Below are 25,725 nucleotides of genomic sequence, written 5' to 3'. Positions count from 1 at the left end.
CTCTATGCCAGTTGCAGCCTAAGAAGTGGGAAGCCTCGCCGTTTACGGCGGGGAGCAGTCACGTAACACATTAAAGACGTTACCGAACCAGCACAAAATCACGGTTATACCAAAGAGAATGACAATCGCCGGAATAAGATTGCCACCCCAGACCGTGAACATCTGATTGGGAAACTTCTTGCGGGCTTTGATTGCCAGTACTGCGGGGATAAATTACGTAAGAATTTTAATGTTTAAAAAAAGGGTTGAGGAATAACAGGAGTGCTAATAATGAAGCGAAGCCGCATCTGACAGTCAGAATGCGGCTTCGTAAGCGCGGTTACTTACCGATACAGAAGCTGGAGAAAATCCGCCCCAGCAGGTCGTCAGAAGTAAATTCCCCGGTGATTTCGCTTAAATTCTGCTGTGCGAGGCGCAACTCTTCTGCCAGCAACTCGCCCGCCCAGGCACCTAACAGTTGCGCTTTACCTTGCTGCAAATGCTCTGCCGCCTGTTCCAGCGCCTGTAGATGACGACGACGCGCCAGGAAGCCGCCTTCCATGTTGGTGTCAAAGCCCATGCTCTGTTTGAGATGGTTACGCAGCACGTCCACGCCTTCGCCAGTCCTTGCCGAGAGACGAATTAACGCGTGACCGTTCACTTCGCTCATTCCCAGCGTTTCGCCAGTGATATCGGCTTTATTGCGCACCACGGTGATCGGCAGTTTTGCAGGCAGACGGGCGATAAATTCCGGCCAGATCTCTGCCGGATCAACGGCGTCTGTCGTGGTGCCATCGACCATAAACAGCACGCGGTCGGCCTGTTCAATTTCCTGCCACGCGCGCTCGATACCAATACGCTCAACTTCGTCACTGGCTTCACGTAGCCCGGCGGTGTCGATGATATGCAATGGCATCCCGTCAATGTGGATATGCTCACGCAGCACATCACGCGTGGTTCCGGCGATATCAGTCACGATTGCCGCTTCACGCCCCGCCAGCGCGTTCAGTAGGCTCGATTTACCGGCGTTAGGACGCCCGGCAATCACTACTTTCATCCCTTCGCGCAACAGACTACCCTGACGAGCTTCGGCGCGTACCGCGTCGAGATCGGCAATTACGTCATTGAGCTGGGCTTCAATTTTGCCGTCGGAGAGGAAATCGATCTCTTCATCAGGGAAATCAATTGCCGCTTCGACGTAAATGCGCAAGTGGGTGAGGGCTTCCACCAGATGGTTAACCCGTGCGGAGAACGCGCCTTGCAGCGAGTTTAGCGCCGAACGGGCCGCCTGTTCCGAGCTGGCGTCGATAAGATCCGCAATCGCTTCGGCCTGGGCCAGGTCGAGTTTATCGTTAAGAAACGCGCGTTCGGAAAACTCACCCGGGCGGGCAATCCGCAGGCCGGGAATGGTCAGAATGCGTTTTAACAGCAGGTCGAGGATCACCGGACCGCCATGACCTTGCAGTTCCAGCACATCTTCGCCGGTGAACGAGTTCGGGCCAGGGAACCATAGCGCAATCCCCTGATCGAGCACGCTGCCGTCGGCGTCTTTAAACGGAAGATAATCGGCGTAGCGCGGCTTAGGCAGTTTACCCAGCACGGTTTCGGCTACTTCACGGGCTTTGAGGCCCGAGATGCGCAGGATGCCAACGCCGCCACGTCCCGGAGGCGTTGCCTGGGCTACGATAGTGTCATTATCGCTCATGATGTTCCTGTTGCTTTGTGTGGCGGATGCGCGGTGCTTATCCACCCTACGAAAAGAAAAAAGGCGGTCAACTGACCGCCCTTTAATTTATGTTCCGTTTGCCGGATGGCGGCTTCGCCTTATCCGGCCTACAACCGAATCAGGATTTTTTCTTCTCGCGGCTATGCAGGCCACGTTTTTCCAGACCACGGTAAATCAGCTGCTGCTGAATAATGGTTACCAGGTTGCTGACGATATAGTACAGCACCAGACCTGACGGGAACCACAGGAAGAACACGGTGAAGATGACCGGCATAAAGGTCATAAGCTTCTGCTGCATCGGGTCGGTCACAGTGGTCGGCGACATCTTCTGAATGAAGAACATCGTTACGCCCATCAGGATCGGCAGGATGTAGTACGGGTCCTGTGCAGACAGGTCGTGGATCCACAGCGCAAACGGCGCCTGACGCAGTTCAACGGAACCCATCAGCATGTAGTACAACGCCAGGAAGATTGGCATCTGGATCAGCAGCGGGAAGCAGCCGCCCAGCGGGTTAACCTTCTCTGCTTTGTACAGCGCCATCATTTCCTGGCTGATACGCTGTTTGTCATCGCCCAGACGCTCACGCATCGCCTGAATCTTCGGCTGCAGCATACGCATCTTCGCCATGGAGGTGTACTGCGCTTTGGTCAGCGGGTACATGATGCCACGAACGATAAAGGTGATGATGATAATGGAGAAGCCCCAGTTACCCACAAAGCTATGGATCCATTTCAGCAGTTTGAACAGCGGCTGAGAAATGAACCACAACCAACCGTAATCAACGGTCAGATCCAGATGCGGAGCAACAGCTGCCATTTTGTCCTGGATTTCCGGGCCAACCCACAGGGTGCTGTTCATCGCGCCAGTTTGACCAGGCTGAACCAGTACCGGCTGAGATTTATAGCCGATAGCGGCGATGCCGTTACCCAGATTAGCGGTATAGAAGTTGTTGGTACCGTCGTTATGCGGGATCCACGCCGTCGCGAAATACTGTTGCAGCATCGCCACCCAACCACCTTTCGAAGAGAGATTCAGGTTTTCGTTATCGGCAATGGTATCGAACTTGTATTTCTCGTACTTCTCGTCAGGCGTGGAGTACGCTGCGCCACGGAAGGTGTGCAGTGCGAAGTTGCTGCTTCCGGTATCGAGATGCGGTGGCAGAGTGATGGATTGCTTCAACTGACCAAAGGTGGAGATCTCCAGCGGTTTCTCGCCAGCGTTCTGCACGTTGTAGTTGACGTTGACAGCGTAATCACCGCGTTTCAGGACAAACGTTTTGGTAAACGAGTTGCCTGCCGCGTCGGTATACGTCATCGGCACTTGCAGTTCGTTTTGGCCTTCAGCCAGCACATAAGCGTCTTTTTCAACGTTATACAGCGGACGCGGGCCGTTAGCCGGGTTATCCGGGCCATCACGACCTGTCAGACCGCTCTGTGCCTGATAAATAAACTGCGGTGAAGTTTCCAGCAGCTGGAACGGCTGGGTAGAGTTCAGCTCTTTCGGGTAAGCAGGCAGCAGAGCTTGCTCAACATCACCACCACGGGTGTTGATGGTCAGATCAAGCACGTCGGTCTTAACCGAGATCAGTTTCCCCTGGCCACTGGCCGGTACGCCCTGGTCGGCGGCGCTACCCGCTGCGGTGGTCGTTGTCTGCGTGGTCTGTTGGGCCTGAGGTTGCGGGTTTTTATCCTGCTCCCAGGCTTGCCAGATCATGAAAGACACGAACAGCAAAGCGATGACTAAAAGATTGCGTTGCGAATCCATCGTTAGTGTTCTCTGGTATCAAATGGTCCGGGCGGGACGGGATCGTCACCACCAGGGTGTAAAGGGTGGCATTTTAATACGCGTTTCACCGTCAACCAACTGCCTTTTATCACTCCAAACCTGCGCAATGCCTCAATTCCGTAGCTTGAACAGGTTGGAGTGAAACGACAATGCGGCCCGAGTAGCGGACTAATCAGGCGTTGATAGACCCGAATGAGGGTTATCAGGACCCGCGAGCCAGGCGACAGTGGCGGCGCCATAATTTTTCCAACGCTTCCGAGAGAGCACGGTTATCGAGGTCGGCAACCCCTTTTTTCGCCACCACCACGAAATCCATAGCCGGGAGTTCATGTTGGCGCAGACGGAAGCTTTCACGCGTCAGACGTTTAATCCGATTGCGTTCATGGGCGCGTCGAACGTTTTTCTTGGCGACTGTAAGACCGATACGGGGATGCCCCAGCGAATTCAGGCGGCCGAGAATGGTAATTTGCGGCGTGCCAGCCCGTTGTGGCTGCTGGAAGACGAATGTGAATTGACTGGGAGTTAACAATCGTAACTCCCTGGGAAATGCGAGCTTAACCACTCAGGGGTTAGCTTTATTACTTAGAAACGGTCAGACGAGCGCGGCCTTTAGCACGACGACGTGCCAGAACCTGACGACCATTTTTAGTAGCCATACGAGCACGGAAGCCGTGAGAACGGTTGCGCTTCAGTACAGACGGTTGAAAAGTGCGTTTCATGGCGATTTCTACCTAAACTTGAATAAATTCAATGGCTTTATTGGATATCCGCCGAAAAATGAAACGATGGACACCGAAGCCATGGGTGATTAAAGAGGCCAGATTGTAATAATTGTACACTCCGGAGTCAATTCTCTTTCCTTATTTACCGCGCTTTTCCGCACCTTTTCGCAGGGAAAATGTACGGTCTCACACCAGTGAAAACCAGTATGGCGCGCCGGGTGGAGGATTATACGGGCTGACGGGTAAAGCGCAAGGATCGTCCAGGATCTTTATTAGATCGATTAAGCCCATTTTTGTCTATGGTCATTAAATTTTCCAATATGCGGCGTAAATCGTGCCCGCCTCGCGGTAGGATCGTTTACACTTAGCGAGTTCTGGATCATCCTGTGGATAAATCGGGAAAATCTGTGAGAAACAGAAGATCTCTTGCGCAGTTTAGGCTATGATCCGCGGTCCCGATCGTTTTGCAGGATCTTGATCGGGCATATAACCGCAGACAGCGGTTCGTGCGTCACCCTCATGCAGGGTCTTTTCGACGTACGTCAACAATCATGAATGTTTCAGCCTTAGTCATTATCGACTTTTGTTCGAGTGGAGTCCGCCGTGTCACTTTCGCTTTGGCAGCAGTGTCTTGCCCGATTGCAGGATGAGTTACCAGCCACAGAATTCAGTATGTGGATACGCCCATTGCAGGCGGAACTGAGCGATAACACGCTGGCCCTGTACGCGCCAAACCGTTTTGTCCTCGATTGGGTACGGGACAAGTACCTTAATAATATCAATGGACTGTTAACTAGCTTCTGCGGAGCGGATGCCCCACAGCTGCGTTTTGAAGTCGGCACCAAACCGGTGACACAAACGCCACAAGCGGCAGTGACGAGCAACGTTGCGGCCCCTGCACAGGTGGCGCAAACGCAGCCGCAACGTGCAGCGCCTTCTGCGCGTTCCGGTTGGGATAACGTCCCGGCGCCGGCAGAACCGACCTATCGTTCTAACGTAAACGTCAAACATACGTTTGATAACTTCGTTGAAGGTAAATCTAACCAACTGGCGCGCGCGGCGGCTCGCCAGGTGGCAGATAACCCCGGTGGTGCCTATAACCCGCTGTTCCTTTATGGCGGCACGGGGCTGGGTAAAACTCACCTGCTGCATGCGGTGGGTAACGGTATTATGGCGCGCAAGCCGAATGCCAAAGTGGTTTATATGCACTCCGAGCGCTTTGTTCAGGACATGGTTAAAGCTCTGCAAAACAACGCGATCGAGGAGTTTAAACGCTACTACCGTTCCGTAGATGCACTGCTGATCGACGATATTCAGTTTTTTGCTAATAAAGAACGATCTCAGGAAGAGTTTTTCCACACCTTCAACGCCCTGCTGGAAGGTAACCAGCAGATCATTCTCACTTCGGATCGCTATCCGAAAGAGATCAACGGCGTTGAGGATCGTTTGAAATCCCGCTTCGGCTGGGGACTGACTGTGGCGATCGAACCGCCAGAGCTGGAAACCCGCGTGGCGATCCTGATGAAAAAGGCCGACGAAAACGACATCCGTTTGCCGGGTGAAGTGGCGTTCTTTATCGCCAAACGTCTACGATCTAACGTACGTGAGCTGGAAGGAGCGCTGAACCGCGTCATTGCCAACGCCAACTTTACCGGACGGGCGATCACCATCGATTTCGTGCGTGAGGCGCTGCGCGACTTGCTGGCATTGCAGGAAAAACTGGTCACTATCGACAATATTCAGAAGACGGTGGCAGAGTACTACAAGATTAAAGTCGCGGATCTCCTTTCCAAGCGTCGATCCCGCTCGGTGGCACGTCCGCGCCAGATGGCGATGGCGCTGGCGAAAGAGCTGACTAACCACAGTCTGCCGGAGATTGGCGATGCGTTTGGTGGTCGTGACCACACGACGGTGCTTCATGCCTGCCGTAAGATCGAGCAGCTGCGTGAAGAGAGCCACGATATCAAAGAAGATTTTTCAAATTTAATCAGAACATTGTCATCGTAAACCTATGAAATTTACCGTAGAACGTGAGCATTTATTAAAACCGCTACAACAGGTGAGCGGTCCGTTAGGTGGTCGTCCTACGCTACCGATTCTCGGTAATCTGCTGTTACAGGTTGCTGACGGTACGTTGTCGCTGACCGGTACTGATCTTGAGATGGAAATGGTGGCGCGTGTTGCGCTAGTTCAGCCGCACGAACCTGGGGCGACGACCGTTCCGGCGCGCAAATTCTTTGATATCTGCCGAGGTCTGCCTGAAGGCGCGGAAATTGCCGTGCAGCTGGAAGGTGAGCGGATGCTGGTGCGCTCCGGGCGCAGCCGTTTTTCGCTGTCTACCCTGCCAGCGGCAGATTTTCCGAACCTCGATGACTGGCAGAGCGAAGTTGAATTTACCCTGCCGCAGGCGACGATGAAGCGTCTGATTGAAGCGACCCAGTTTTCCATGGCGCATCAGGACGTTCGCTATTACTTAAACGGTATGCTGTTCGAAACTGAAGGTGAAGAACTGCGCACCGTAGCGACCGACGGCCACCGTCTGGCGGTCTGTTCAATGCCAATTGGTCAATCTTTACCGAGCCATTCGGTGATCGTGCCGCGTAAAGGTGTGATTGAACTGATGCGTATGCTCGACGGCGGCGACAATCCGCTGCGTGTACAGATTGGCAGCAATAACATTCGCGCCCACGTTGGCGACTTTATCTTCACCTCCAAACTGGTGGATGGTCGCTTCCCGGATTATCGACGCGTTTTGCCGAAGAACCCGGACAAACATCTGGAAGCTGGCTGCGATCTGCTCAAGCAGGCGTTTGCCCGTGCGGCGATTCTCTCTAACGAGAAATTCCGCGGCGTGCGTCTGTATGTTAGCGAAAACCAGTTGAAAATTACCGCCAACAACCCGGAACAGGAAGAAGCGGAAGAGATCCTCGACGTTACCTATAGCGGTGCGGAGATGGAAATCGGCTTCAACGTCAGCTATGTGCTGGATGTCCTGAACGCGCTGAAATGCGAAAACGTCCGCATGATGCTGACCGATTCGGTTTCCAGCGTGCAGATTGAAGATGCGGCCAGCCAGAGCGCGGCTTATGTTGTCATGCCAATGAGACTGTAATGTCCCTCACCCGCTTGTTGATCCGCGATTTCCGCAATATCGAAACCGCGGATCTCGCTTTATCTCCCGGCTTTAACTTTCTGGTAGGTGCCAACGGCAGTGGCAAAACCAGCGTGCTGGAAGCCATCTATACGCTCGGCCACGGTCGGGCGTTTCGCAGTTTGCAGATTGGGCGCGTCATTCGCCACGAGCAGGAGGCGTTTGTGCTCCACGGGCGTTTGCAGGGCGAAGAGCGCGAGACGGCGATTGGCTTAACCAAAGACAAACAGGGCGACAGCAAAGTCCGCATCGACGGTACTGACGGGCATAAAGTCGCGGAGCTGGCGCACCTGATGCCGATGCAGTTGATAACGCCAGAAGGGTTTACTTTACTCAACGGCGGTCCCAAATACAGAAGAGCATTCCTCGACTGGGGGTGCTTTCACAACGAACCCGGATTTTTTACCGCCTGGAGCAATCTCAAGCGTTTGCTCAAGCAGCGCAATGCGGCGCTGCGCCAGGTGACTCGTTACGAACAGCTGCGCCCGTGGGATAAAGAACTGATCCCGCTGGCAGAGCAAATCAGCACCTGGCGCGCGGAGTATAGCGCCGGTATTGCGGCTGATATGGCCGATACCTGTAAGCTATTTCTCCCTGAGTTTTCTCTGACTTTCTCTTTCCAGCGCGGCTGGGAGAAAGAGACAGATTACGCTGAGGTGCTGGAACGTAATTTTGAACGCGATCGCCAGCTAACCTACACCGCGCACGGCCCGCATAAAGCGGACTTACGCATTCGCGCCGACGGTGCGCCGGTGGAAGATACCTTATCGCGTGGGCAGCTTAAACTGCTGATGTGCGCCTTACGTCTGGCGCAAGGAGAGTTCCTCACCCGTGAAAGCGGGCGGCGGTGTCTCTACCTGATAGATGATTTTGCCTCTGAGCTTGATGATGAGCGTCGCGGGCTGCTTGCCAGCCGCTTAAAAGCGACGCAATCACAGGTCTTTGTCAGCGCGATCAGTGCTGAACACGTTATAGACATGTCGGACGAAAATTCGAAGATGTTTACCGTGGAAAAGGGTAAAATAACGGATTAACCCAAGTATAAATGAGCGAGAAACGTTGATGTCGAATTCTTATGACTCCTCCAGTATCAAAGTCCTGAAAGGGCTGGATGCGGTGCGTAAGCGCCCGGGTATGTATATCGGCGACACGGATGACGGCACCGGTCTACACCACATGGTATTCGAGGTGGTAGATAACGCTATCGACGAAGCGCTCGCGGGTCACTGTAAAGAAATTATCGTTACCATTCACGCCGATAACTCTGTCTCTGTACAGGACGACGGGCGCGGTATTCCTACCGGTATTCACCCGGAAGAGGGGGTATCGGCGGCAGAAGTGATCATGACCGTTCTGCACGCAGGCGGTAAATTTGACGATAACTCCTATAAAGTGTCCGGCGGTCTGCACGGCGTTGGTGTTTCGGTAGTAAACGCCCTGTCGCAAAAACTGGAGCTTGTTATTCAGCGCGAGGGTAAAATTCACCGTCAGATCTACGAACACGGTGTACCGCAGGCCCCGCTGGCGGTTACCGGCGAGACTGAAAAAACCGGCACCATGGTGCGTTTCTGGCCAAGCCTCGAAACCTTCACCAATGTGACCGAGTTCGAATATGAAATTCTGGCGAAACGTCTGCGTGAGTTGTCGTTCCTCAACTCCGGCGTTTCCATTCGTCTGCGCGACAAGCGTGACGGCAAAGAAGACCACTTCCACTATGAAGGCGGCATCAAGGCGTTCGTTGAATATCTGAACAAGAACAAAACGCCGATCCACCCGAATATCTTCTACTTCTCCACTGAAAAAGACGGTATCGGCGTCGAAGTCGCGCTGCAGTGGAACGATGGCTTCCAGGAAAATATCTACTGCTTTACCAACAACATTCCGCAGCGTGACGGCGGTACTCACCTGGCAGGTTTCCGTGCGGCGATGACCCGTACTCTGAACGCCTACATGGACAAAGAAGGCTACAGCAAAAAAGCCAAAGTCAGCGCCACCGGTGATGATGCGCGTGAAGGCCTGATTGCGGTCGTTTCCGTGAAAGTGCCGGACCCGAAATTCTCCTCCCAGACCAAAGACAAACTGGTTTCTTCTGAGGTGAAATCGGCGGTTGAACAGCAGATGAACGAACTGCTGGCAGAATACCTGCTGGAAAACCCAACCGACGCGAAAATCGTGGTTGGCAAAATTATCGATGCTGCCCGTGCGCGTGAAGCTGCACGTCGCGCTCGTGAAATGACCCGTCGTAAAGGTGCGCTGGACTTAGCGGGCCTGCCGGGCAAACTGGCAGACTGCCAGGAACGCGACCCGGCGCTTTCCGAACTGTACCTTGTGGAAGGGGACTCCGCGGGCGGCTCTGCGAAGCAGGGGCGCAACCGCAAGAACCAGGCGATTCTGCCGCTGAAGGGTAAAATTCTCAACGTCGAGAAAGCCCGCTTCGATAAGATGCTCTCTTCTCAGGAAGTGGCGACGCTTATCACCGCGCTTGGTTGTGGTATCGGTCGTGATGAGTACAACCCGGATAAACTGCGTTATCACAGCATCATCATCATGACCGATGCGGACGTCGACGGCTCGCACATTCGTACGCTGCTGTTGACCTTCTTCTATCGTCAGATGCCGGAAATCGTTGAACGCGGTCACGTCTACATCGCTCAGCCGCCGCTGTACAAAGTGAAGAAAGGCAAGCAGGAACAATACATTAAAGACGACGAAGCGATGGATCAGTACCAGATCTCTATCGCGCTGGATGGCGCAACGCTGCACACCAACGCCAGTGCACCGGCATTGGCTGGCGAAGCGTTAGAGAAACTGGTGTCTGAGTACAACGCGACGCAGAAAATGATCAACCGCATGGAGCGTCGTTATCCGAAAGCAATGCTGAAAGAGCTTATCTATCAGCCGACGTTGACGGAAGCCGACCTCTCTGATGAGCAGACCGTGACCCGCTGGGTGAACGCGCTGGTCAGCGAGCTGAACGACAAAGAGCAGCATGGCAGCCAGTGGAAGTTTGATATCCACACCAATGCCGAACAAAACCTGTTCGAGCCGATTGTTCGTGTGCGTACCCACGGCGTGGATACTGACTATCCGCTGGATCACGAATTTATCACCGGCGGTGAATATCGTCGTATCTGTACGCTGGGCGAGAAACTGCGTGGCTTGCTGGAGGAAGATGCATTTATCGAACGTGGTGAGCGTCGTCAGCCGGTAGCCAGCTTCGAACAGGCGCTGGACTGGCTGGTGAAAGAGTCCCGTCGCGGCCTCTCCATCCAGCGCTATAAAGGTTTGGGCGAGATGAATCCGGAACAGTTGTGGGAAACCACCATGGACCCGGAAAGCCGCCGTATGCTGCGTGTTACCGTTAAGGATGCGATTGCCGCCGACCAGCTGTTCACCACGTTGATGGGCGACGCCGTAGAACCGCGTCGTGCGTTTATCGAAGAGAACGCTCTGAAAGCGGCGAATATTGATATTTAATGGCGTTAACAATGCAAGCGAGCCTGATGCGCTACGTTTATCAGGCCTACGAGACTCCTGCAATGTATTGAATTTGCAGGATTTTGTAGGCCGGATAAGGCGTTCACGCCGCATCCGGCAAGAACAAAGTGCTCTTTATCGGCAATCCGACCGCTTCCTTATATAAGGGCGCGGTTTTTTATTCGTAACGATCTGCTTTCCGCAGACATGGAACTGTTGAAAGGGAAACTCTTTCGCTAAGCAAAAGGGGAGCTTGCCATGCGCGTTGCATCCCCCTTTTCCCTCAGAGGTTTTACTGATTTTTGAGCGGAATCGCGTTAGCATGGGTCAGGAACCAATCTACCTGGGGAACTCATGGCTATCAAACTCATTGCTATCGATATGGATGGCACCCTTCTGCTGCCCGATCACACCATTTCACCCACCGTTAAAAATGCGATTGCCGCAGCTCGCGCCCGTGGTGTGAATGTCGTGCTAACGACGGGTCGCCCCTATGCTGGCGTGCACAGTTATCTGAAAGAGCTGCATATGGAACAGTCGGGCGATTACTGCATTACTTACAACGGGGCACTGGTACAGAAGGCCGCTGATGGTAGCACCGTGGCGCAAACCGCGTTGAGTTATGATGATTATCGCTACCTGGAGAAACTCTCCCGCGAAGTGGGTTCCCATTTCCACGTTCTGGATCGCAATACACTGTATACCGCCAACCGCGATATTAGCGCCTATACGGTGCATGAATCGTTTGTTGCCACCATCCCACTGGTGTTCTGCGAAGCGGAAAAAATGGACCCCGATATTCAGTTGCTTAAAGTGATGATGATCGATGAGCCTGCAATTCTCGACCAGGCCATCGCGCGTATTCCGCAGGAAGTGAAAGAGAAATATACCGTGCTGAAAAGTGCGCCGTACTTCCTCGAAATCCTCGATAAACGCGTTAACAAAGGCACCGGCGTGAAATCACTGGCTGATGTGCTGGGCATTAAGCCGGAAGAAATCATGGCGATTGGCGATCAGGAAAACGACATCGCAATGATTGAATATGCAGGCGTCGGTGTGGCGATGGATAACGCTATTCCTTCGGTGAAAGAAGTGGCGAACTTTGTCACTAAATCCAACCTTGAAGATGGCGTGGCGTTTGCCATTGAAAAGTATGTGCTGAATTAATCAGTGGACGGGCAAACGGCATAAACGCGTTTGCCCGCAGCGATTAACAGTTTTTGGTAGTGCATAAAATCAGGAACTGGAGTGGTGACGTTACTATATCCAGCGTAAGAGTGACTGGCAGCAGCGCATTAGCGAGGCCGCGCGGGACGCCATCTTTTGCTTTGTACTCATAAAAGCCCACCGTAAAGGGTTGGTGGAAAACCATCACGTTTGAGTAATCCGCTTTTTTATTTTTCTGGTGGATTGAGCCTTTCAGGCCGTTCAGCATCCATGTACAACGCCGGGTATCACAAATAAAACCATATTGTGTTGCCAGTGCCTTATCTTCTTCGTTGTTCCAGTCGTAATAGAGCGTAATAGCACCAGAGAAATTCTTATTACTGCTGCTTAAAATAAATTTCGCGTTATCGGAAACGGTGATTCTTTCGCCATGAATTGCCGGATCGTTCAGCATTTTAACCACCTCGCCGCCGCCCGTGGTCAACAGATAGTCCAACGATTCACCAACAAAAACATAGCCTTTCGTACCGTTACTATCCTCTGCCAGCGATAAACCCTTAATTGTGTCTGACCGCCATTGCTCGGCATGTGGAGGGCTTGCGGTATTGGAAACCAATCCTGCGGTGATACATCCGGTCAACGCGAATGCCAAAGAACACAAACCTGCAGCCTTAAAAAATCTCTTAAAATTCATGATTAATCCTTTAAACGAGAGTGCTAACCCGTTGAAAGCATACTCTTCTTTCCCTTCTGATTAGCGCCTGACATCCCTTTTCAGATTTCTGCCCGATGTAAGACCTTTTCTTAGGAGGTGTATAAGGCTATCGCTTCGATCCGGCACTGGTTTATATCTCCACCGTTGCGTTGATTGGCGTACTCTCTACCGCAGACAAAATCCGGCCAGCGTGAGGGAAACAGCACCGTGCATTTTTCCTGCTAACTTTCGCGCCAACGCCGACCATGCAGGGCCGAGGCCAATAATCGCCACGTCGAAATGTTCCATCTTTTCACTCACATTTATCACGATGGCAAAAGACTATTGTCTGAAAGTGAAGGCCTTGTGAAGTATGATGGCGGGAACCGTTTTGGATCAGGACTGCGTCATGAAACAGATAACCTTTGCTCCCCGTAATCACCTGCTCACCAATACCAATACCTGGACACCCGACAGCCAGTGGCTGGTATTTGACGTGCGTCCTTCTGGCGCGTCGTTTACCGGCGAGACCATTGAGCGTGTGAATATCCATACCGGCGAGGTCGAGGTTATCTATCGTGCGTCACAGGGCGCACACGTCGGCGTGGTAACCGCTCATCCGAAGTCAGAGAAATATGTCTTTATTCACGGCCCGGAAAATCCTGATGAAACATGGCATTACGATTTCCATCATCGACGCGGAGTCATTGCTGAAAGCGGCAAGGTGAGCAATCTCGATGCAATGGATATTACTGCTCCGTATACCCCAGGAGCGCTACGTGGCGGCAGTCATGTACATGTCTTTAGCCCGAACGGTGAAAGGGTGAGTTTTACCTATAATGACCATGTAATGCATGAGCTTGATCCGGCTTTAGATTTGCGAAACGTCGGGGTTGCGGCACCGCTTGGCCCGGTCAACGTACAAAAGCAGCATCCGCGCGAATACAGCGGTAGCCACTGGTGTGTGCTGGTGAGTAAAACCACGCCCACGCCGCAGCCTGGCAGTGATGAAATCAATCGCGCTTATGAAGAAGGATGGGTAGGAAACCACGCGCTGGCGTTTATTGGCGACACGCTTTCGCCAAAGGGCGAGAAAGTACCGGAGCTGTTTATTGTCGAATTGCCGCAAGATGAAAACGGCTGGAAAACGGCAGGTGATGCGCCGTTAAGCGGAACGGAGACAACTCTGCCCGCACCACCGCGTGGCGTCGTGCAGCGACGTTTAACCTTTACCCATCATCGGGCTTATCCGGGGTTAGTCAACGTCCCGCGCCACTGGGTGCGCTGTAATCCACAGGGTACGCTAATCGCGTTTTTAATGCGTGATGATAACGGCATTGTGCAACTGTGGCTTATCTCGCCACAGGGCGGTGAGCCGCGCCAGTTAACCCATAACAAAACGGATATTCAATCTGCATTTAACTGGCATCCGTCAGGAGAATGGTTAGGCTTTGTGCTGGATAATCGGATTGCTTGTGCCCATGCGCAAAGCGGCGAGGTTGAGTATTTAACCGAAAACCACGCCAATCCCCCTTCTGTGGACGCCGTGGTTTTCTCGCCGGACGGTCAATGGCTGGCGTGGATGGAAGGCGGCCAGCTTTGGATCACCGAAACTGATCGCTAAATCAGTTATCAGGCATTCTGGCCGGTGGAATAACCGTATTGGTGGCTTGCGCGTTGGCTTCACTTTTTTCAACGCGTGAGCGCACCGAGCTGTCTTTGCGGAACACATCCCACGGCAATAAAAGCGTGTCCATCACAGCGGTAAACGGCATATCGAGAATCGCCAGTGACTTAGTGCCCCAGTGGGTGTCATTGTCGCCAATCATGGTGGCGCTGGCGCGGGTGCCAGGATACGTTCCTTCTTTTCCCCCGGTATGGGACATAACGCTGGAGCATCCTCCGAGTAATGTCATTCCGCTGCATATCATGAACGCTAACAACACATTTCTTATCATAATAAATTCATCTGTTGATCGTGGGTGTTGGCCTGATGAGTTATAGCTATCCCTTGCTGAAAATAACATCATCATTACGTCGCACTGTGGCGGCTATCGCACTTTAACGTTTCGTGCTGTCTCCACAGTCTATGCAATAGACCATAAACTGCAAAAAAAAGTCCGTTGAAAAGCCTTGAAAAGTTCATTTCCAGACCCATTTTTACATCGTAGCCGATGAGGACGCGCCTGATGGGGGTTCTGGCTACCTGACCTGTCCATTGTGGAAGGTCTTACATTCTCGCTGATTTCAGGAGCTATTGATTATGCGTAACTTTGATTTATCCCCGCTTTACCGTTCTGCTATTGGATTTGACCGTTTGTTTAACCACTTAGAAAATAACCAGAGCCAGAGTAATGGCGGCTACCCTCCGTATAACGTTGAACTGGTAGATGAAAACCATTACCGCATTGCTATCGCTGTGGCTGGTTTTGCTGAGAGCGAACTGGAAATTACCGCCCAGGATAATCTGCTGGTGGTGAAAGGTGCTCACGCCGAAGAACAAAAAGAGCGCACCTATCTGTACCAGGGCATCGCTGAACGCAACTTTGAACGTAAATTCCAGTTAGCTGAGAACATCCATGTTCGTGGTGCTAACCTGGTGAATGGTCTGCTGTATATCGATCTCGAACGCGTGATTCCGGAAGCGAAAAAACCGCGCCGTATCGAAATCAACTAATTCCCTAAGGCCGCCTCGCGCGGCCTGATATCTCCATGCTCGCCGTCAGGGAGCATATGCGAATCTTCGGATTTGCAGGTACTTACTCGCTTCTTAGAAGGAGAAATGACTATGCGTAACTTCGATTTATCCCCACTGATGCGTCAATGGATCGGTTTTGACAAACTGGCCAATGCACTGCAAAACGCCGGTGAAAGCCAGAGCTTCCCGCCGTACAATATTGAGAAAAGCGACGATAACCACTACCGCATTACCCTTGCGCTGGCGGGGTTTCGTCAGGAAGATTTAGAGATTCAACTGGAAGGTACGCGCCTGAGCGTAAAAGGCACGCCGGAGCAGCCAAAAGAAGAGAAAAAATGGTTGCATCAAGGGCTTATGAATCAGCCATTTAGCCTGAGTTTTACGCTGGCTGAAAATATGGAAGTCTCTGGCGCAACCTTCGTAAACGGTTTACTGCATATTGATTTAATTCGTAATGAGCCTGAACCCATCGCAGCGCAGCGTATCGCTATCAGCGAACGTCCCGCGTTAAATAGCTAACTAGCTATTCTCTTTGCCCCACCATTCTGGTGGGGCTTTTTTTTGTCTTTCTTACTCAACAATGCGTTAAATTTCGACCGCTTAAGATATTTCGGCACATTCTTTCCCGTGATAATGTGCGCTATAAGGCAAATCTGCTTCACCGATTCAGCCATAATTCGTAGCAATTAAAATGTTAGAGAAATGGACGATGAGTGATATAGCATTAACGGTCAGTATTCTGGCTTTGGTGGCAGTCGTCGGTTTGTTTATCGGCAACGTCAAATTTCGCGGCATAGGATTAGGTATTGGCGGCGTGCTGTTTGGTGGGATCATCGTCGGCCACTTTGTTTCTCAAGCGGGGATGACATTAAGTAGCGATATGCTGCATGTCATTCAGGAATTTGGCCTGATCCTGTTTGTTTATACCATCGGTATTCAGGTGGGGCCTGGCTTCTTTGCCTCATTGCGCGTCTCCGGATTACGCCTCAATTTGTTTGCTGTTCTCATCGTCATCATCGGTGGTCTGGTTACCGCCCTCCTGCATAAACTGTTTGATATTCCACTGCCGGTAGTGCTGGGGATTTTCTCCGGTGCGGTGACGAATACGCCAGCGTTGGGGGCTGGGCAGCAGATCTTGCGCGACCTGGGTATACCGATGGAAATGGTCGATCAGATGGGGATGAGTTACGCGATGGCGTATCCATTCGGCATTTGCGGGATTTTGTTCACCATGTGGATGTTGCGGGTTATTTTCCGCGTCAATGTTGAGACCGAAGCCTTGCAGCACGAGTCTTCACGCACCAATGGCGGTGCGCTGATCAAGACTATCAATATTCGCGTTGAGAACCCTAACCTGCATCATTTAGCCATTAAAGATGTTCCGATTCTCAACGGCGACAAAGTTATCTGCTCGCGTCTGAAACGAGAGGAAACCCTGAAAGTACCTTCGCCAGATACCATTATCCAACTGGGTGATTTGCTGCATCTGGTGGGGCAGCCAGCGGATTTACATAATGCGCAACTGGTGATTGGTCAGGAGGTCGATACCTCGCTATCCACGAAAGGCACTGATTTGCGCGTCGAGCGTGTGGTGGTCACCAATGAAAATGTGCTTGGTAAGCGTATTCGCGACCTGCACTTTAAAGAACGCTATGACGTTGTTATCTCGCGCCTTAACCGTGCCGGGGTCGAACTGGTCGCCAGTGGTGATATCGGCCTGCAGTTCGGCGATATCCTCAACCTGGTGGGGCGTCCATCGGCAATTGATGCTGTTGCTAATGTGCTGGGGAATGCGCAGCAGAAACTGCAACAGGTTCAGATGTTACCGGTGTTTATTGGTATTGGGCTTGGCGTATTGTTAGGTTCTATTCCCGTCTTTGTGCCGGGATTCCCGGCCGCGTTGAAATTGGGGCTGGCGGGCGGTCCGCTGATTATGGCGTTGATCCTTGGGCGTATCGGCTGTATCGGCAAGTTGTACTGGTTTATGCCGCCAAGTGCCAACCTCGCGCTGCGGGAGCTGGGGATCGTACTGTTTCTCTCGGTAGTGGGGCTGAAATCTGGTGGGGATTTTGTGAATACCCTGGTCAATGGCGAAGGGCTAAGCTGGATTGGTTATGGTGCCCTGATCACCGCCGTTCCGCTGATTACTGTTGGCATTCTGGCGCGGATGTTAGCCAAAATGAATTACCTGACTATGTGCGGGATGCTGGCAGGCTCCATGACCGATCCTCCGGCGCTGGCGTTTGCTAATAATCTTCATCCAACCAGCGGTGCGGCGGCGCTCTCTTACGCCACTGTCTATCCGTTAGTGATGTTCCTGCGCATTATCACCCCCCAATTACTGGCGGTGCTCTTCTGGAGTATCGGTTAACTTTTTTTCAGGTGGAGTTGCTGTAAGTGGCACTCCATCTTGTCCCCGTCTGATCTGAGTGACGTTAATTGTGTGGACTGGCATCCGTTGGGTGCTGGTCCGCATTCTTCAGCACGGCTGACGGCGCATAACCAAATTTATGCTTAAAGGCTTTGCTGAAATGAAAAGAGTCGAAGAAATTGAGCGTATCAGCAACTTCGCCAACCGAGTTTCCTCGTTGCTTTAATAGTGATAGTGCCAGATCCAGACGCGCATTGAGGTAATATTCTTTCGGCGTCTTGCCGATATAGCGTAAAAAAAGGCGGCGCAACCAGGCTTCGCTACAGGGGATCGTGGCGGCCATATCGGCTACGCTCCAGCGTTGTTGCAGACTGGCATGTAAAGTAGCAATTAATTTTTCAATTTGCTGCCGTTGTGGATCTTTTTTGCCATCTGCATACATAAGACAAATCCACTGATAAATAATTTTCGTCAGAAAAGCGACCGCCAGATTATTTTTTATTGTTTCTGGTGCGGTAATTAATTCAGCAACTTCAGTGAGTTCCTGATTATAAATTTCGCCATTATAAATTACGCTCTGCTGGCCGACGGGAATATCCATTATACTGGTAGGGGTAAATTCCATCCAGTACTGCTCCCAGACTAAACCTTCACAGTGATAAGAGTGAATGTCCATTGGCTTTAAAAATATAATACAGTTGCCATGCAGTGTTATTTGTTCACCATTCTTTAAAAGAATTTTCCCACATCTTTGCACGGTATACACCGCCACCCATGAGTTGGCGATAAGCGGTTTCTTCTTGTCCCGCGGCCAGATCACGCGGTAATGCTCATCGGCGTAGGTATGCCAGAGCGAGATTAGAGAAATTCCGCTGGAGATCACATTTTCGTTAATCAATAAGGGAATATTGTACGGAGTTTCGTTTTTTACATCCGAACTTTGCAATTTTCCATTCATTTTAATATCCCTCCGGAGAATTATGCTCACAACCTGAACTTAACAGAAAACAGTTCGTTCAGGGATACGATGTTTGTATTTTAAGAATCTGACTGCCTGACCCGACGTATTTTACCTCTCCCTATATTCATGCGTTCGGGACATAAACATAAATAAGGGCTATGAGATGAATTCGTTACAAATCTTGAGTTTTGTCGGCTTTACGCTGCTGGTGGCGGTCATCACCTGGTGGAAGGTCCGCAAGACAGATATCGGATCGCAACAAGGCTATTTTCTTGCCGGACGTTCACTAAAAGCGCCGGTCATCGCCGCTTCGTTAATGTTAACCAACCTTTCCACGGAACAACTAGTCGATCTTTCCGGGCAGGCCTACAAAAGTGGCATGTCGGTAATGGGCTGGGAAGTGACTTCTGCGGTGACGCTGATCTTCCTCGCACTAATCTTTTTACCGCGCTATCTGAAGCGCGGCATTGCCACAATCCCCGATTTTCTGGAGGAACGTTATGATAAAACTACGCGTATTATCATCGATTTCTGCTTCCTCATTGCCACCGGTGTCTGCTTTCTGCCGATTGTTCTCTACTCTGGCGCGTTGGCGTTAAACAGCCTGTTTCATGTTGGGGAGTCGCTACAAATTTCCCACGGTGCAGCTATCTGGCTACTGGTTATTTTGCTTGGTCTGGCGGGAATTTTGTATGCGGTGATCGGTGGACTGCGCGCGATGGCAGTGGCAGACTCCATCAACGGTATTGGGCTGGTTATCGGCGGGGTGATGGTGCCGGTATTTGGTCTGATCGCGATGGGTAAGGGCAGCTTTATGCAGGGCATTGAGCAACTCACTACCGTTCACGCCGAGAAATTAAACTCAGTCGGCGGCCCGACCGATCCCTTGCCAATTGGCGCGGCATTTACCGGTTTGATTCTGGTTAACACTTTTTACTGGTGTACAAATCAGGGCATCGTGCAACGTACGCTGGCATCAAAAAGCCTGGCCGAAGGGCAAAAAGGGGCGCTGTTAACGGCGGTGCTGAAAATGCTCGACCCGCTGGTATTGGTGCTGCCAGGGTTGATTGCGTTTCATCTGTATCAGGATTTACCGAAAGCCGATATGGCTTACCCGACGCTGGTCAATAACGTTCTGCCAGTGCCACTGGTAGGTTTCTTCGGCGCGGTGTTATTTGGTGCTGTGATCAGTACCTTCAACGGCTTTCTCAATAGCGCCAGTACGTTATTCAGTATGGGCATTTACCGACGTATCGTTAACCAGAATGCCGAGCCGCAACAGCTGGTTACCGTTGGGCGCAAATTTGGTTTCTTTATCGCCATCGTTTCGGTGCTGGTCGCGCCGTGGATCGCCAACGCGCCGCAGGGGCTATATAGCTGGATGAAACAGCTCAACGGAATTTATAACGTGCCGCTGGTTACCATCATCATTATGGGCTTTTTCTTCCCGCGCATACCGGCGCTGGCGGCAAAAGTGGCGATGGGGATTGGCATTATCAGCTACATTACCATCAACTATCTGGTGAAGTTCGACTTCCATTTCCTCTATGTGCTGGCCTGTACGTTCTGTATCAACGTGGTAGTGATGCTGGTGATCGGTTTTATCAAACCGCGTGCCACTCCGTTCACCTTCAAAGATGCGTTTGCAGTGGATATGAAGCCGTGGAAAAACGTCAAGATCGCGTCAATTGGTATCCTGTTCGCGATGATTGGCGTCTATGCCGGGCTGGCTGAATTCGGCGGTTACGGTACGCGCTGGTTAGCCATGATCAGTTATTCCATCGCCGCCGTAGTGATTGTCTACCTGATTTTTGATAGCTGGCGGCATCGTCACGACCCTGCCGTAACCTTTACTCCTGATGCGAAGGATAGCCTATGAAACGCCCCAATTTTCTGTTCATCATGACTGACACCCAGGCCACCAATATGGTCGGTTGCTATAGCGGTAAGCCGCTGAATACGCAAAATATTGATAACCTTGCGGCAGAAGGTATTCGCTTTAATTCTGCCTACACCTGCTCACCGGTTTGTACACCGGCGCGCGCCGGGCTGTTTACCGGGATCTACGCTAACCAGTCCGGGCCGTGGACCAACAACGTCGCGCCAGGTAAAAACATCTCCACCATGGGGCGCTACTTTAAGGATGCGGGCTATCACACCTGTTATATCGGCAAATGGCATCTCGACGGTCATGATTATTTCGGCACTGGCGAGTGTCCACCGGAGTGGGACGCTGATTACTGGTACGATGGGGCGAACTATCTTAGCGAACTGACGGAGAAAGAGATTAGCCTGTGGCGCAATGGCTTAAACAGCGTTGAGGATTTACAGGCGAACCATATCGACGAAACCTTTACCTGGGCACATCGCATCAGCAATCGGGCGGTGGATTTTCTGCAACAACCCGCGCGCACCGAGGAACCTTTCCTGATGGTGGTTTCGTATGATGAGCCGCATCACCCGTTCACCTGTCCGGTGGAGTATTTAGAGAAATACGCTGATTTTCACTACGAACTGGGCGAGAAAGCACAGGATGACCTGGCGAACAAGCCGGAACATCACCGTTTATGGGCGCAGGCAATGCCATCGCCAGTGGGTGATGACGGGTTTTATCACCATCCGCTCTATTTTGCCTGCAATGACTTTGTTGATGACCAGATCGGACGGGTCATCAACGCCTTAACGCCAGAGCAACGTGAAAATACATGGGTCATTTATACCTCCGATCACGGCGAAATGATGGGCGCACATAAGCTGATCAGTAAAGGGGCAGCGATGTATGACGACATCACCCGCATCCCACTGATCATCCGTTCGCCGCAAGGGGAACAACGGCAAGTCGATACGCCAGTCAGTCATATTGATTTACTGCCGACAATGATGGCGCTGGCCGATATTGAAAAACCAGACATTCTGCCAGGGGAAAATATCCTTGCTGTGAAAGAGTCGCGTGGCGTGATGGTGGAATTTAACCGTTATGAGATTGAGCATGACAGCTTTGGCGGTTTTATTCCGGTGCGTTGCTGGGTGACAGATGACTTTAAACTGGTGCTCAACCTCTTCACCAGTGATGAACTTTACGATCGTCGTAACGACCCAAATGAAATGCATAACTTGATCAATGATACCCGTTTTACCGATGTTCGCAGCAAGATGCACGATGCCTTGCTGGATTACATGGATAAAATTCGCGATCCGTTCCGGACTTATCAATGGAGTTTGCGTCCGTGGCGGCAAGATGCAAAACCGCGTTGGATGGGGGCATTCCGTCCGCGTCCACAAGATGGCTATTCTCCAGTGGTACGCGACTATGACACCGGTTTACCCACGCAAGGGGTGAAGGTGGAGGAGAAGAAACAGAAGTTCTAAAGACGATGCCCGCTGGCTGTATCCGGCGGGCAATGTTCAGGTCGCTTAAATTGGTGAGCCGCCGGTCAGGAAGGAAAAGATCAGGAACAGAAGAAGAATGCTGCATACGATACCGATGCCAAACAGCAGGGCGTGGAAAGCCAGTGTACTGCCGCCAAAAAACAGCGCACCGCTGATACTCCAGCTATTTTCCTTACGCATACCGGCAACGAAAGCACAAATTAATGCAACAATTGCCAGTGCAATGCCGCTCTGTTTCAGGACTTTATCAACATTAATTGCCTCTTTTTTCTCTCGCGTGGTGATTTTTTCTCCCTTCAACCCAGCAACCAGCCCTCTTTTTATTTCAGCGGTTTTTTGCGCAATGACGCTTTCCAGCGTTGGTGGTGGCGCGGAAAATGGGCCGAATGAAAAGTGGATGATACCCATCAATAAAGCGATGGCACCGAACAGCATGCCCAATGAACTGATTTTATTTTGCGCTATGATACCCATCAGACCTCCTTGTAGCGAATGGCAAAAGCATATCAGGAAAACACCGGACGAAATTCTTAAAAATAACCGCTAAGGGTAAGCGTTATTGAAATTGCAAAGGAGCAACAATGAAAATTTCCCGCCTCGGAGAAGCACCCGATTACCGCTTCTCGCTGGCTAATGAGCGTACTTTTCTGGCGTGGATCCGTACCGCACTCGGATTTCTGGCGGCGGGGGTTGGGCTTGATCAACTTGCGCCAGATTTCGCCACGCCCGTCATTCGCGAACTGCTGGCGCTGTTGTTGTGTCTGTTTTCCGGCGGGTTAGCGATGTATGGCTACCTGCGCTGGTTACGCAACGAAAAGGCGATGCGTCTGAAAGAGGACTTACCCTACACTAACAGCTTATTAATCATCAGTTTAATATTGATGATCGTGGCGGTAATCGTCATGGGGCTGGTGTTGTATGCCGGATAGCCGCAAAGCCAGACGCATTGCCGATCCTGGACTTCAACCAGAGCGCACATCACTGGCGTGGTTTCGTACCATGCTGGGCTACGGCGCGTTGATGGCGTTGGCGATCAAACACAATTGGCACCAGGCGGGCATGTTATTCTGGATTTCGATCGGCATTCTCGCCATTGTGGCGTTGATCCTCTGGCACTACACCCGTAATCGCAATTTAATGGATGTCACGAATAGCGACTTTTCCCAATTTCACGTAGTCCGTGACAAATTTTTGATCTCCCTCGCGGTGTTATCTCTCGCAATACTGTTTGCTGTAACGCATATACATCAACTTATCGTATTTATTGAGAGAGTCGCATGACAGGAAGTCAGGTCATAGATGCTGAAGAGGACAGGCATAAACTGGTTGTAGAGCGAAAGGATGTCCTGCAACCAATTTATTTTTATCAAAATTTAAAACGGCGGGATATCTGCTCGGTGCAACTCATTCCCCATATTGAATTTGATGACCGGGGCGAACTGACGGCAACTTCGGTGACGGCAGAGCTGTGGGGGAAATTTTTAATTGCTCTGTTTGAGTGCTGGGTGCGGGCAGATATCAGTCGTATTTCGATTGAGCTTTTTGACGCCACCCTACAAAAATGGTGTGGCAGCGAAAACCCGCAACCGTGCCGTGACTGCCAGGTGTGCGACTGGCATCGCCTGTGCCCGCATTCCCGGGAAGAAAAGCCTGACAACATGCTTTGTGCGGGCTATCAGGCGTTTTATTCTTATTCCGCACCGTATATGCGGGTGATGCGTGATCTGATAAAGCAGCATCGTTCTCCCATAGAGCTGATGACGATGCTGCGGTGACGTGAGCTTAAACGGGCTGCCCCTGATGCGACATCCGCGTCGCCAGCGGTAGCCAGCACAGCACGATCAATAATCCCATTAAGGTCATCAATAACCCCAGGCTGCCCTGACCGGTTTGCGGCAACATCGCAGAGAGCGACGCCAGCACGCCGGAACCAATGTTTTGCAGACCGCCGACCAGCGCACCAGCCGTGCCCGCCAGGAAGGGAAACGGCTCCATCGCGCCGCTGGTAGCCAGCGGAAACAGCATCCCGGCACCGAAAAAAAACAGCGCGGCGGGAACGAGCAGTGTCCAGACATTCATCACGCCAAACCAGTCGGGGATCCACATCATCAAGCCAGCCAACAGGCAGCAGATAACCGACTGCCACATCAACGTCGGGAAGCGTTTATTCGGACGCCCGGCAAACCATGCCCCAAAAAATGCTGCCGGAATCGGCAGAATAAACAAAATACTGACCGTCATACTGCTCATCCCTAACACCGCGCCCATCAGCACGCCGGAACAGGCTTCAAAGGCGGCAATCCCGGCCAGACCGCCAATCAGCATCAGCAAATAACAGTTAAAACCGCTGTTACCGAAAAGTGTTTTATAACTGGTAAGCAGGCGCGTGCGCGGTGTATCTAGCGGACGCGTTTCCGGCATCCAGCGCGCCATACTGAAGGTCACTCCGGCACAAAGTACCAACAGGAAGAGGTAACAGGCGCGCCAGTTCCACATCGTATCCAGCAGACCGCCGATTAGCGGTGCGAGCAACGGACTGACAAGAATCCCCATGTTTAACAGGCTATTAGCATGGCGCAACTGTGTCCGTTCATATAAATCACGCGGCAATGTACGCGCCATCACGCCGCCAACACCGGTGCCCATCCCCTGCATCGCGCTGGCGGCAATCAACACCGTCAAACTGGAGGTCGTGACCGCGACCAGCGTTGCCAGCATAAAAATGGACATTCCGACGAGGATCACCGGTCGGCGACCCACGCGGTCGGAAATCGGGCCATAAAACAGTTGTGAGACACCATAAGTCAGCAGATAAGCGCCCATTACGCTTTGCACCGCCCCTTCACGGACGTTGAGATCGCGCGCCATATCGGCAATAGCTGGAATATAAATGGTTTGTGCCATCTGACCGACGGCCACGAGTAATACCAACATCAATAACAAATTGACGTTTCTATGCCTTTTCATTATCACGGATGCTTTTATAAAAATAATTAGAATAAGTCACTACGCATTCCCATAAATGCGGGAGAGGAATCTATCACATTGATGAATCTTAGCCAGATATGTGACCGGAATGGCGAAAAGTAAAACGGCAGAATATGTAAACAAAAGCGGCAATAAATGTTGCCGGAAGGAATTGTAGGTCGGATAAGATGCGTCAGCATCGCATCCGACACCAACCCTTAAAAAGGGGGAACGGTTTCCCGCTCCCCTTTGGTGCGACGTGAATCAGAATTACTTCAGGTATTTCAGAACAGCATCAAGTCGTTGCGGTGCGGGGGTTTTTGTTACCTGCGATTCAGTACAAAACGTGATCAATCACTCAATTTCCCCTTGATGAAAAATTTTCCATTGTCTCCCCTGTAAACCTGTGCTTGTATAAATATTGTTAAACACAAAACCAACAAGGTCCCCAATGACTACTTCCATGCTCAACGCAAAACTACTACCCACTGCGCCATCTGCCGCAGTGGTCGTCGTGCGTGTGGTGGTGGTCGTCGGCAATGCGCCGTAGGGACTGGAACAACACACGATTCCAAAACCCCGCCGGCGTAAACCGGGCGGGGTTTTTCGTTTAAGCACCTCCCGGAAAGTCGGCCC

At 51.7% G+C, this 25,725-nt stretch carries 26 protein-coding genes, 2 pseudogenes and 1 other annotated feature; of the genes and pseudogenes, 15 read left to right on the top strand and 13 right to left on the bottom strand.

The window, feature by feature from the left end; all coding sequences use genetic code 11:
* Positions 1-42 precede the first annotated feature (42 nt).
* The 7 genes and pseudogenes from A7090_RS13640 to A7090_RS25795 form a co-directional block, all read right to left on the bottom strand.
* Positions 43-210 (bottom strand): annotated as a pseudogene (locus A7090_RS13640) (aromatic amino acid transport family protein); the annotation flags it as partial.
* Between the two features lie 109 nt (positions 211-319).
* Positions 320-1,684 (bottom strand): tRNA uridine-5-carboxymethylaminomethyl(34) synthesis GTPase MnmE, encoded by a 1,365-nt coding sequence (gene mnmE / locus A7090_RS13635; protein WP_001282361.1) that lies wholly within the window; start codon positions 1,682-1,684, stop codon positions 320-322.
* 139 nt (positions 1,685-1,823) lie between these two features.
* Positions 1,824-3,470, bottom strand: a complete 1,647-nt coding sequence (gene yidC, locus A7090_RS13630; protein ID WP_105274427.1) for a membrane protein insertase YidC — start codon at positions 3,468-3,470, stop codon at positions 1,824-1,826.
* 2 nt (positions 3,471-3,472) lie between these two features.
* Positions 3,473-3,730, bottom strand: coding sequence for a membrane protein insertion efficiency factor YidD (gene yidD, locus A7090_RS13625; RefSeq protein ID WP_024136645.1), 258 nt, complete (start codon positions 3,728-3,730; stop codon positions 3,473-3,475).
* Complete coding sequence (gene rnpA, locus A7090_RS13620) at positions 3,694-4,053, bottom strand: ribonuclease P protein component (protein WP_000239730.1); 360 nt, start codon at positions 4,051-4,053, stop codon at positions 3,694-3,696. Before rnpA ends, yidD begins: the two co-directional genes overlap by 37 nt.
* Before the next feature lie 16 nt (positions 4,054-4,069).
* Entirely contained in the window at positions 4,070-4,210 is a 141-nt protein-coding gene (rpmH, locus tag A7090_RS13615) for a 50S ribosomal protein L34 (RefSeq protein WP_000831330.1), read from the bottom strand.
* 229 nt (positions 4,211-4,439) lie between these two features.
* A complete protein-coding gene (locus tag A7090_RS25795) occupies positions 4,440-4,520 on the bottom strand; it encodes a hypothetical protein (protein WP_123056953.1) in 81 nt (26 codons plus the stop codon).
* 296 nt (positions 4,521-4,816) lie between these two features.
* On the opposite strand from A7090_RS25795, the gene dnaA reads away from it, so the two are divergent.
* The 5 genes from dnaA (at position 4,817) to yidA (ending at position 12,008) form a co-directional block, all read left to right on the top strand.
* Entirely contained in the window at positions 4,817-6,220 is a 1,404-nt protein-coding gene (dnaA, locus tag A7090_RS13605) for a chromosomal replication initiator protein DnaA (protein WP_105274425.1), read from the top strand.
* A 4-nt stretch (positions 6,221-6,224) separates the two neighbouring features.
* On the top strand, positions 6,225-7,325 hold the full coding sequence (gene dnaN / locus A7090_RS13600; RefSeq protein WP_000673464.1) for a DNA polymerase III subunit beta: 1,101 nt from the start codon (positions 6,225-6,227) through the stop codon (positions 7,323-7,325).
* Positions 7,325-8,398, top strand: coding sequence for a DNA replication/repair protein RecF (gene recF / locus A7090_RS13595; RefSeq protein ID WP_105274424.1), 1,074 nt, complete (start codon positions 7,325-7,327; stop codon positions 8,396-8,398). The genes dnaN and recF overlap by 1 nt, the downstream gene beginning before the upstream one ends.
* 28 nt (positions 8,399-8,426) lie before the next feature.
* Positions 8,427-10,841 carry a DNA topoisomerase (ATP-hydrolyzing) subunit B gene (gene gyrB / locus A7090_RS13590; RefSeq protein WP_105274423.1) on the top strand — a complete coding sequence of 805 codons (2,415 nt, stop codon included), beginning with the start codon at positions 8,427-8,429 and terminating at the stop codon, positions 10,839-10,841.
* Positions 10,842-11,195: 354 nt separating this feature from the next.
* On the top strand, positions 11,196-12,008 hold the full coding sequence (gene yidA / locus A7090_RS13585) for a sugar-phosphatase (protein WP_105274422.1): 813 nt from the start codon (positions 11,196-11,198) through the stop codon (positions 12,006-12,008).
* Between the two features lie 43 nt (positions 12,009-12,051).
* On the opposite strand, the gene A7090_RS13580 is transcribed toward yidA, so the two are convergent.
* On the bottom strand, positions 12,052-12,702 hold the full coding sequence (locus tag A7090_RS13580; RefSeq protein ID WP_105274421.1) for a YidX family protein: 651 nt from the start codon (positions 12,700-12,702) through the stop codon (positions 12,052-12,054).
* 231 nt (positions 12,703-12,933) lie between these two features.
* Positions 12,934-13,011 (bottom strand): annotated as a pseudogene (locus tag A7090_RS13575) (endonuclease); the annotation flags it as partial.
* 100 nt (positions 13,012-13,111) lie between these two features.
* Between A7090_RS13575 and A7090_RS13570 the strand changes: the two are divergent.
* A complete protein-coding gene (locus tag A7090_RS13570; protein ID WP_198599587.1) occupies positions 13,112-14,326 on the top strand; it encodes a DUF3748 domain-containing protein in 1,215 nt (404 codons plus the stop codon).
* A 1-nt stretch (position 14,327) separates the two neighbouring features.
* On the opposite strand, the gene A7090_RS13565 is transcribed toward A7090_RS13570, so the two are convergent.
* Positions 14,328-14,660, bottom strand: a complete 333-nt coding sequence (locus tag A7090_RS13565) for a YceK/YidQ family lipoprotein (protein ID WP_105274420.1) — start codon at positions 14,658-14,660, stop codon at positions 14,328-14,330.
* A gap of 239 nt (positions 14,661-14,899) precedes the next feature.
* Positions 14,900-14,972 (top strand) — a sequence feature (ROSE (Repression Of Heat Shock gene Expression) occurs in the 5'-region of heat shock genes and acts as an RNA thermometer to modulate expression.).
* On the opposite strand from A7090_RS13565, the gene ibpA reads away from it, so the two are divergent.
* From ibpA to A7090_RS13550, 3 genes are all read left to right on the top strand, one after another.
* Positions 14,966-15,379, top strand: a complete 414-nt coding sequence (gene ibpA, locus A7090_RS13560; RefSeq protein ID WP_105274419.1) for a small heat shock chaperone IbpA — start codon at positions 14,966-14,968, stop codon at positions 15,377-15,379. (Overlaps the previous feature by 7 nt.)
* A 111-nt stretch (positions 15,380-15,490) precedes the next feature.
* A complete protein-coding gene (gene ibpB, locus A7090_RS13555) occupies positions 15,491-15,919 on the top strand; it encodes a small heat shock chaperone IbpB (RefSeq protein ID WP_001243431.1) in 429 nt (142 codons plus the stop codon).
* 190 nt (positions 15,920-16,109) lie between these two features.
* Positions 16,110-17,771: a putative transporter gene (locus tag A7090_RS13550; RefSeq protein WP_105274418.1), complete on the top strand. Its 1,662-nt coding sequence runs from the start codon at positions 16,110-16,112 to the stop codon at positions 17,769-17,771.
* 64 nt (positions 17,772-17,835) lie between these two features.
* Here A7090_RS13550 and A7090_RS13545 read toward each other — a convergent pair whose 3' ends face one another.
* A complete protein-coding gene (locus A7090_RS13545) occupies positions 17,836-18,729 on the bottom strand; it encodes a helix-turn-helix transcriptional regulator (protein WP_105274417.1) in 894 nt (297 codons plus the stop codon).
* Positions 18,730-18,895: 166 nt separating this feature from the next.
* Here A7090_RS13545 and A7090_RS13540 point away from each other — a divergent pair, with 166 nt between their 5' ends.
* On the top strand, positions 18,896-20,611 hold the full coding sequence (locus A7090_RS13540) for a solute:sodium symporter family transporter (RefSeq protein ID WP_105274416.1): 1,716 nt from the start codon (positions 18,896-18,898) through the stop codon (positions 20,609-20,611).
* A complete protein-coding gene (locus A7090_RS13535; protein ID WP_105274415.1) occupies positions 20,608-22,101 on the top strand; it encodes a sulfatase-like hydrolase/transferase in 1,494 nt (497 codons plus the stop codon). Before A7090_RS13540 ends, A7090_RS13535 begins: the two co-directional genes overlap by 4 nt.
* A 45-nt stretch (positions 22,102-22,146) precedes the next feature.
* On the opposite strand, the gene A7090_RS13530 is transcribed toward A7090_RS13535, so the two are convergent.
* On the bottom strand, positions 22,147-22,596 hold the full coding sequence (locus A7090_RS13530) for a hypothetical protein (RefSeq protein ID WP_105274414.1): 450 nt from the start codon (positions 22,594-22,596) through the stop codon (positions 22,147-22,149).
* A gap of 107 nt (positions 22,597-22,703) precedes the next feature.
* Between A7090_RS13530 and A7090_RS13525 the strand changes: the two genes are divergently transcribed.
* Genes A7090_RS13525 through A7090_RS13515 form a run of 3 tightly spaced genes read left to right on the top strand, consistent with a single transcriptional unit; the run spans position 22,704 to position 23,897 of the window.
* Positions 22,704-23,051, top strand: coding sequence for a YidH family protein (locus A7090_RS13525; RefSeq protein WP_000703955.1), 348 nt, complete (start codon positions 22,704-22,706; stop codon positions 23,049-23,051).
* A complete protein-coding gene (locus tag A7090_RS13520) occupies positions 23,041-23,403 on the top strand; it encodes a DUF202 domain-containing protein (RefSeq protein ID WP_001113432.1) in 363 nt (120 codons plus the stop codon). Before A7090_RS13525 ends, A7090_RS13520 begins: the two co-directional genes overlap by 11 nt.
* Entirely contained in the window at positions 23,400-23,897 is a 498-nt protein-coding gene (locus A7090_RS13515; protein WP_105274413.1) for a radical SAM protein, read from the top strand. Before A7090_RS13520 ends, A7090_RS13515 begins: the two co-directional genes overlap by 4 nt.
* A gap of 7 nt (positions 23,898-23,904) precedes the next feature.
* On the opposite strand, the gene emrD is transcribed toward A7090_RS13515, so the two are convergent.
* The gene (gene emrD / locus A7090_RS13510; RefSeq protein ID WP_105274412.1) at positions 23,905-25,089 is read right to left on the bottom strand and encodes a multidrug efflux MFS transporter EmrD; all 1,185 of its coding nucleotides are present in this window, start codon (positions 25,087-25,089) and stop codon (positions 23,905-23,907) included.
* Positions 25,090-25,540: 451 nt separating this feature from the next.
* Here emrD and ivbL point away from each other — a divergent pair, with 451 nt between their 5' ends.
* Positions 25,541-25,639 (top strand): ilvB operon leader peptide IvbL, encoded by a 99-nt coding sequence (ivbL, locus tag A7090_RS13505; protein ID WP_001300753.1) that lies wholly within the window; start codon positions 25,541-25,543, stop codon positions 25,637-25,639.
* Positions 25,640-25,725: the final 86 nt, after the last annotated feature.

The sequence above is a fragment of the Escherichia sp. MOD1-EC7003 genome, from assembly GCF_002965065.1.
In the GTDB taxonomy this organism is placed as follows: domain Bacteria; phylum Pseudomonadota; class Gammaproteobacteria; order Enterobacterales; family Enterobacteriaceae; genus Escherichia.
This window is presented reverse-complemented; position numbering and strand designations above follow the sequence as displayed.

What these genes read in the sequence shown, in the direction of transcription:
- mnmE (WP_001282361.1), bottom strand. Translation starts at nt 1,684, where the DNA reads ATGAGCGATAATGACACTATCGTAGCCCAGGCAACGCCTCCGGGACGT.
- yidC (WP_105274427.1), bottom strand. Translation starts at nt 3,470, where the DNA reads ATGGATTCGCAACGCAATCTTTTAGTCATCGCTTTGCTGTTCGTGTCT.
- yidD (WP_024136645.1), bottom strand. Translation starts at nt 3,730, where the DNA reads ATGGCGCCGCCACTGTCGCCTGGCTCGCGGGTCCTGATAACCCTCATT.
- rpmH (WP_000831330.1), bottom strand. Translation starts at nt 4,210, where the DNA reads ATGAAACGCACTTTTCAACCGTCTGTACTGAAGCGCAACCGTTCTCAC.
- A7090_RS25795 (WP_123056953.1), bottom strand. Translation starts at nt 4,520, where the DNA reads ATGACCATAGACAAAAATGGGCTTAATCGATCTAATAAAGATCCTGGA.
- dnaN (WP_000673464.1), top strand. Translation starts at nt 6,225, where the DNA reads ATGAAATTTACCGTAGAACGTGAGCATTTATTAAAACCGCTACAACAG.
- recF (WP_105274424.1), top strand. Translation starts at nt 7,325, where the DNA reads ATGTCCCTCACCCGCTTGTTGATCCGCGATTTCCGCAATATCGAAACC.
- gyrB (WP_105274423.1), top strand. Translation starts at nt 8,427, where the DNA reads ATGTCGAATTCTTATGACTCCTCCAGTATCAAAGTCCTGAAAGGGCTG.
- yidA (WP_105274422.1), top strand. Translation starts at nt 11,196, where the DNA reads ATGGCTATCAAACTCATTGCTATCGATATGGATGGCACCCTTCTGCTG.
- A7090_RS13580 (WP_105274421.1), bottom strand. Translation starts at nt 12,702, where the DNA reads ATGAATTTTAAGAGATTTTTTAAGGCTGCAGGTTTGTGTTCTTTGGCA.
- A7090_RS13570 (WP_198599587.1), top strand. Translation starts at nt 13,112, where the DNA reads ATGAAACAGATAACCTTTGCTCCCCGTAATCACCTGCTCACCAATACC.
- A7090_RS13565 (WP_105274420.1), bottom strand. Translation starts at nt 14,660, where the DNA reads ATGATAAGAAATGTGTTGTTAGCGTTCATGATATGCAGCGGAATGACA.
- ibpA (WP_105274419.1), top strand. Translation starts at nt 14,966, where the DNA reads ATGCGTAACTTTGATTTATCCCCGCTTTACCGTTCTGCTATTGGATTT.
- ibpB (WP_001243431.1), top strand. Translation starts at nt 15,491, where the DNA reads ATGCGTAACTTCGATTTATCCCCACTGATGCGTCAATGGATCGGTTTT.
- A7090_RS13550 (WP_105274418.1), top strand. Translation starts at nt 16,110, where the DNA reads ATGAGTGATATAGCATTAACGGTCAGTATTCTGGCTTTGGTGGCAGTC.
- A7090_RS13545 (WP_105274417.1), bottom strand. Translation starts at nt 18,729, where the DNA reads ATGAATGGAAAATTGCAAAGTTCGGATGTAAAAAACGAAACTCCGTAC.
- A7090_RS13540 (WP_105274416.1), top strand. Translation starts at nt 18,896, where the DNA reads ATGAATTCGTTACAAATCTTGAGTTTTGTCGGCTTTACGCTGCTGGTG.
- A7090_RS13535 (WP_105274415.1), top strand. Translation starts at nt 20,608, where the DNA reads ATGAAACGCCCCAATTTTCTGTTCATCATGACTGACACCCAGGCCACC.
- A7090_RS13530 (WP_105274414.1), bottom strand. Translation starts at nt 22,596, where the DNA reads ATGGGTATCATAGCGCAAAATAAAATCAGTTCATTGGGCATGCTGTTC.
- A7090_RS13525 (WP_000703955.1), top strand. Translation starts at nt 22,704, where the DNA reads ATGAAAATTTCCCGCCTCGGAGAAGCACCCGATTACCGCTTCTCGCTG.
- A7090_RS13520 (WP_001113432.1), top strand. Translation starts at nt 23,041, where the DNA reads ATGCCGGATAGCCGCAAAGCCAGACGCATTGCCGATCCTGGACTTCAA.
- A7090_RS13515 (WP_105274413.1), top strand. Translation starts at nt 23,400, where the DNA reads ATGACAGGAAGTCAGGTCATAGATGCTGAAGAGGACAGGCATAAACTG.
- emrD (WP_105274412.1), bottom strand. Translation starts at nt 25,089, where the DNA reads ATGAAAAGGCATAGAAACGTCAATTTGTTATTGATGTTGGTATTACTC.
- ivbL (WP_001300753.1), top strand. Translation starts at nt 25,541, where the DNA reads ATGACTACTTCCATGCTCAACGCAAAACTACTACCCACTGCGCCATCT.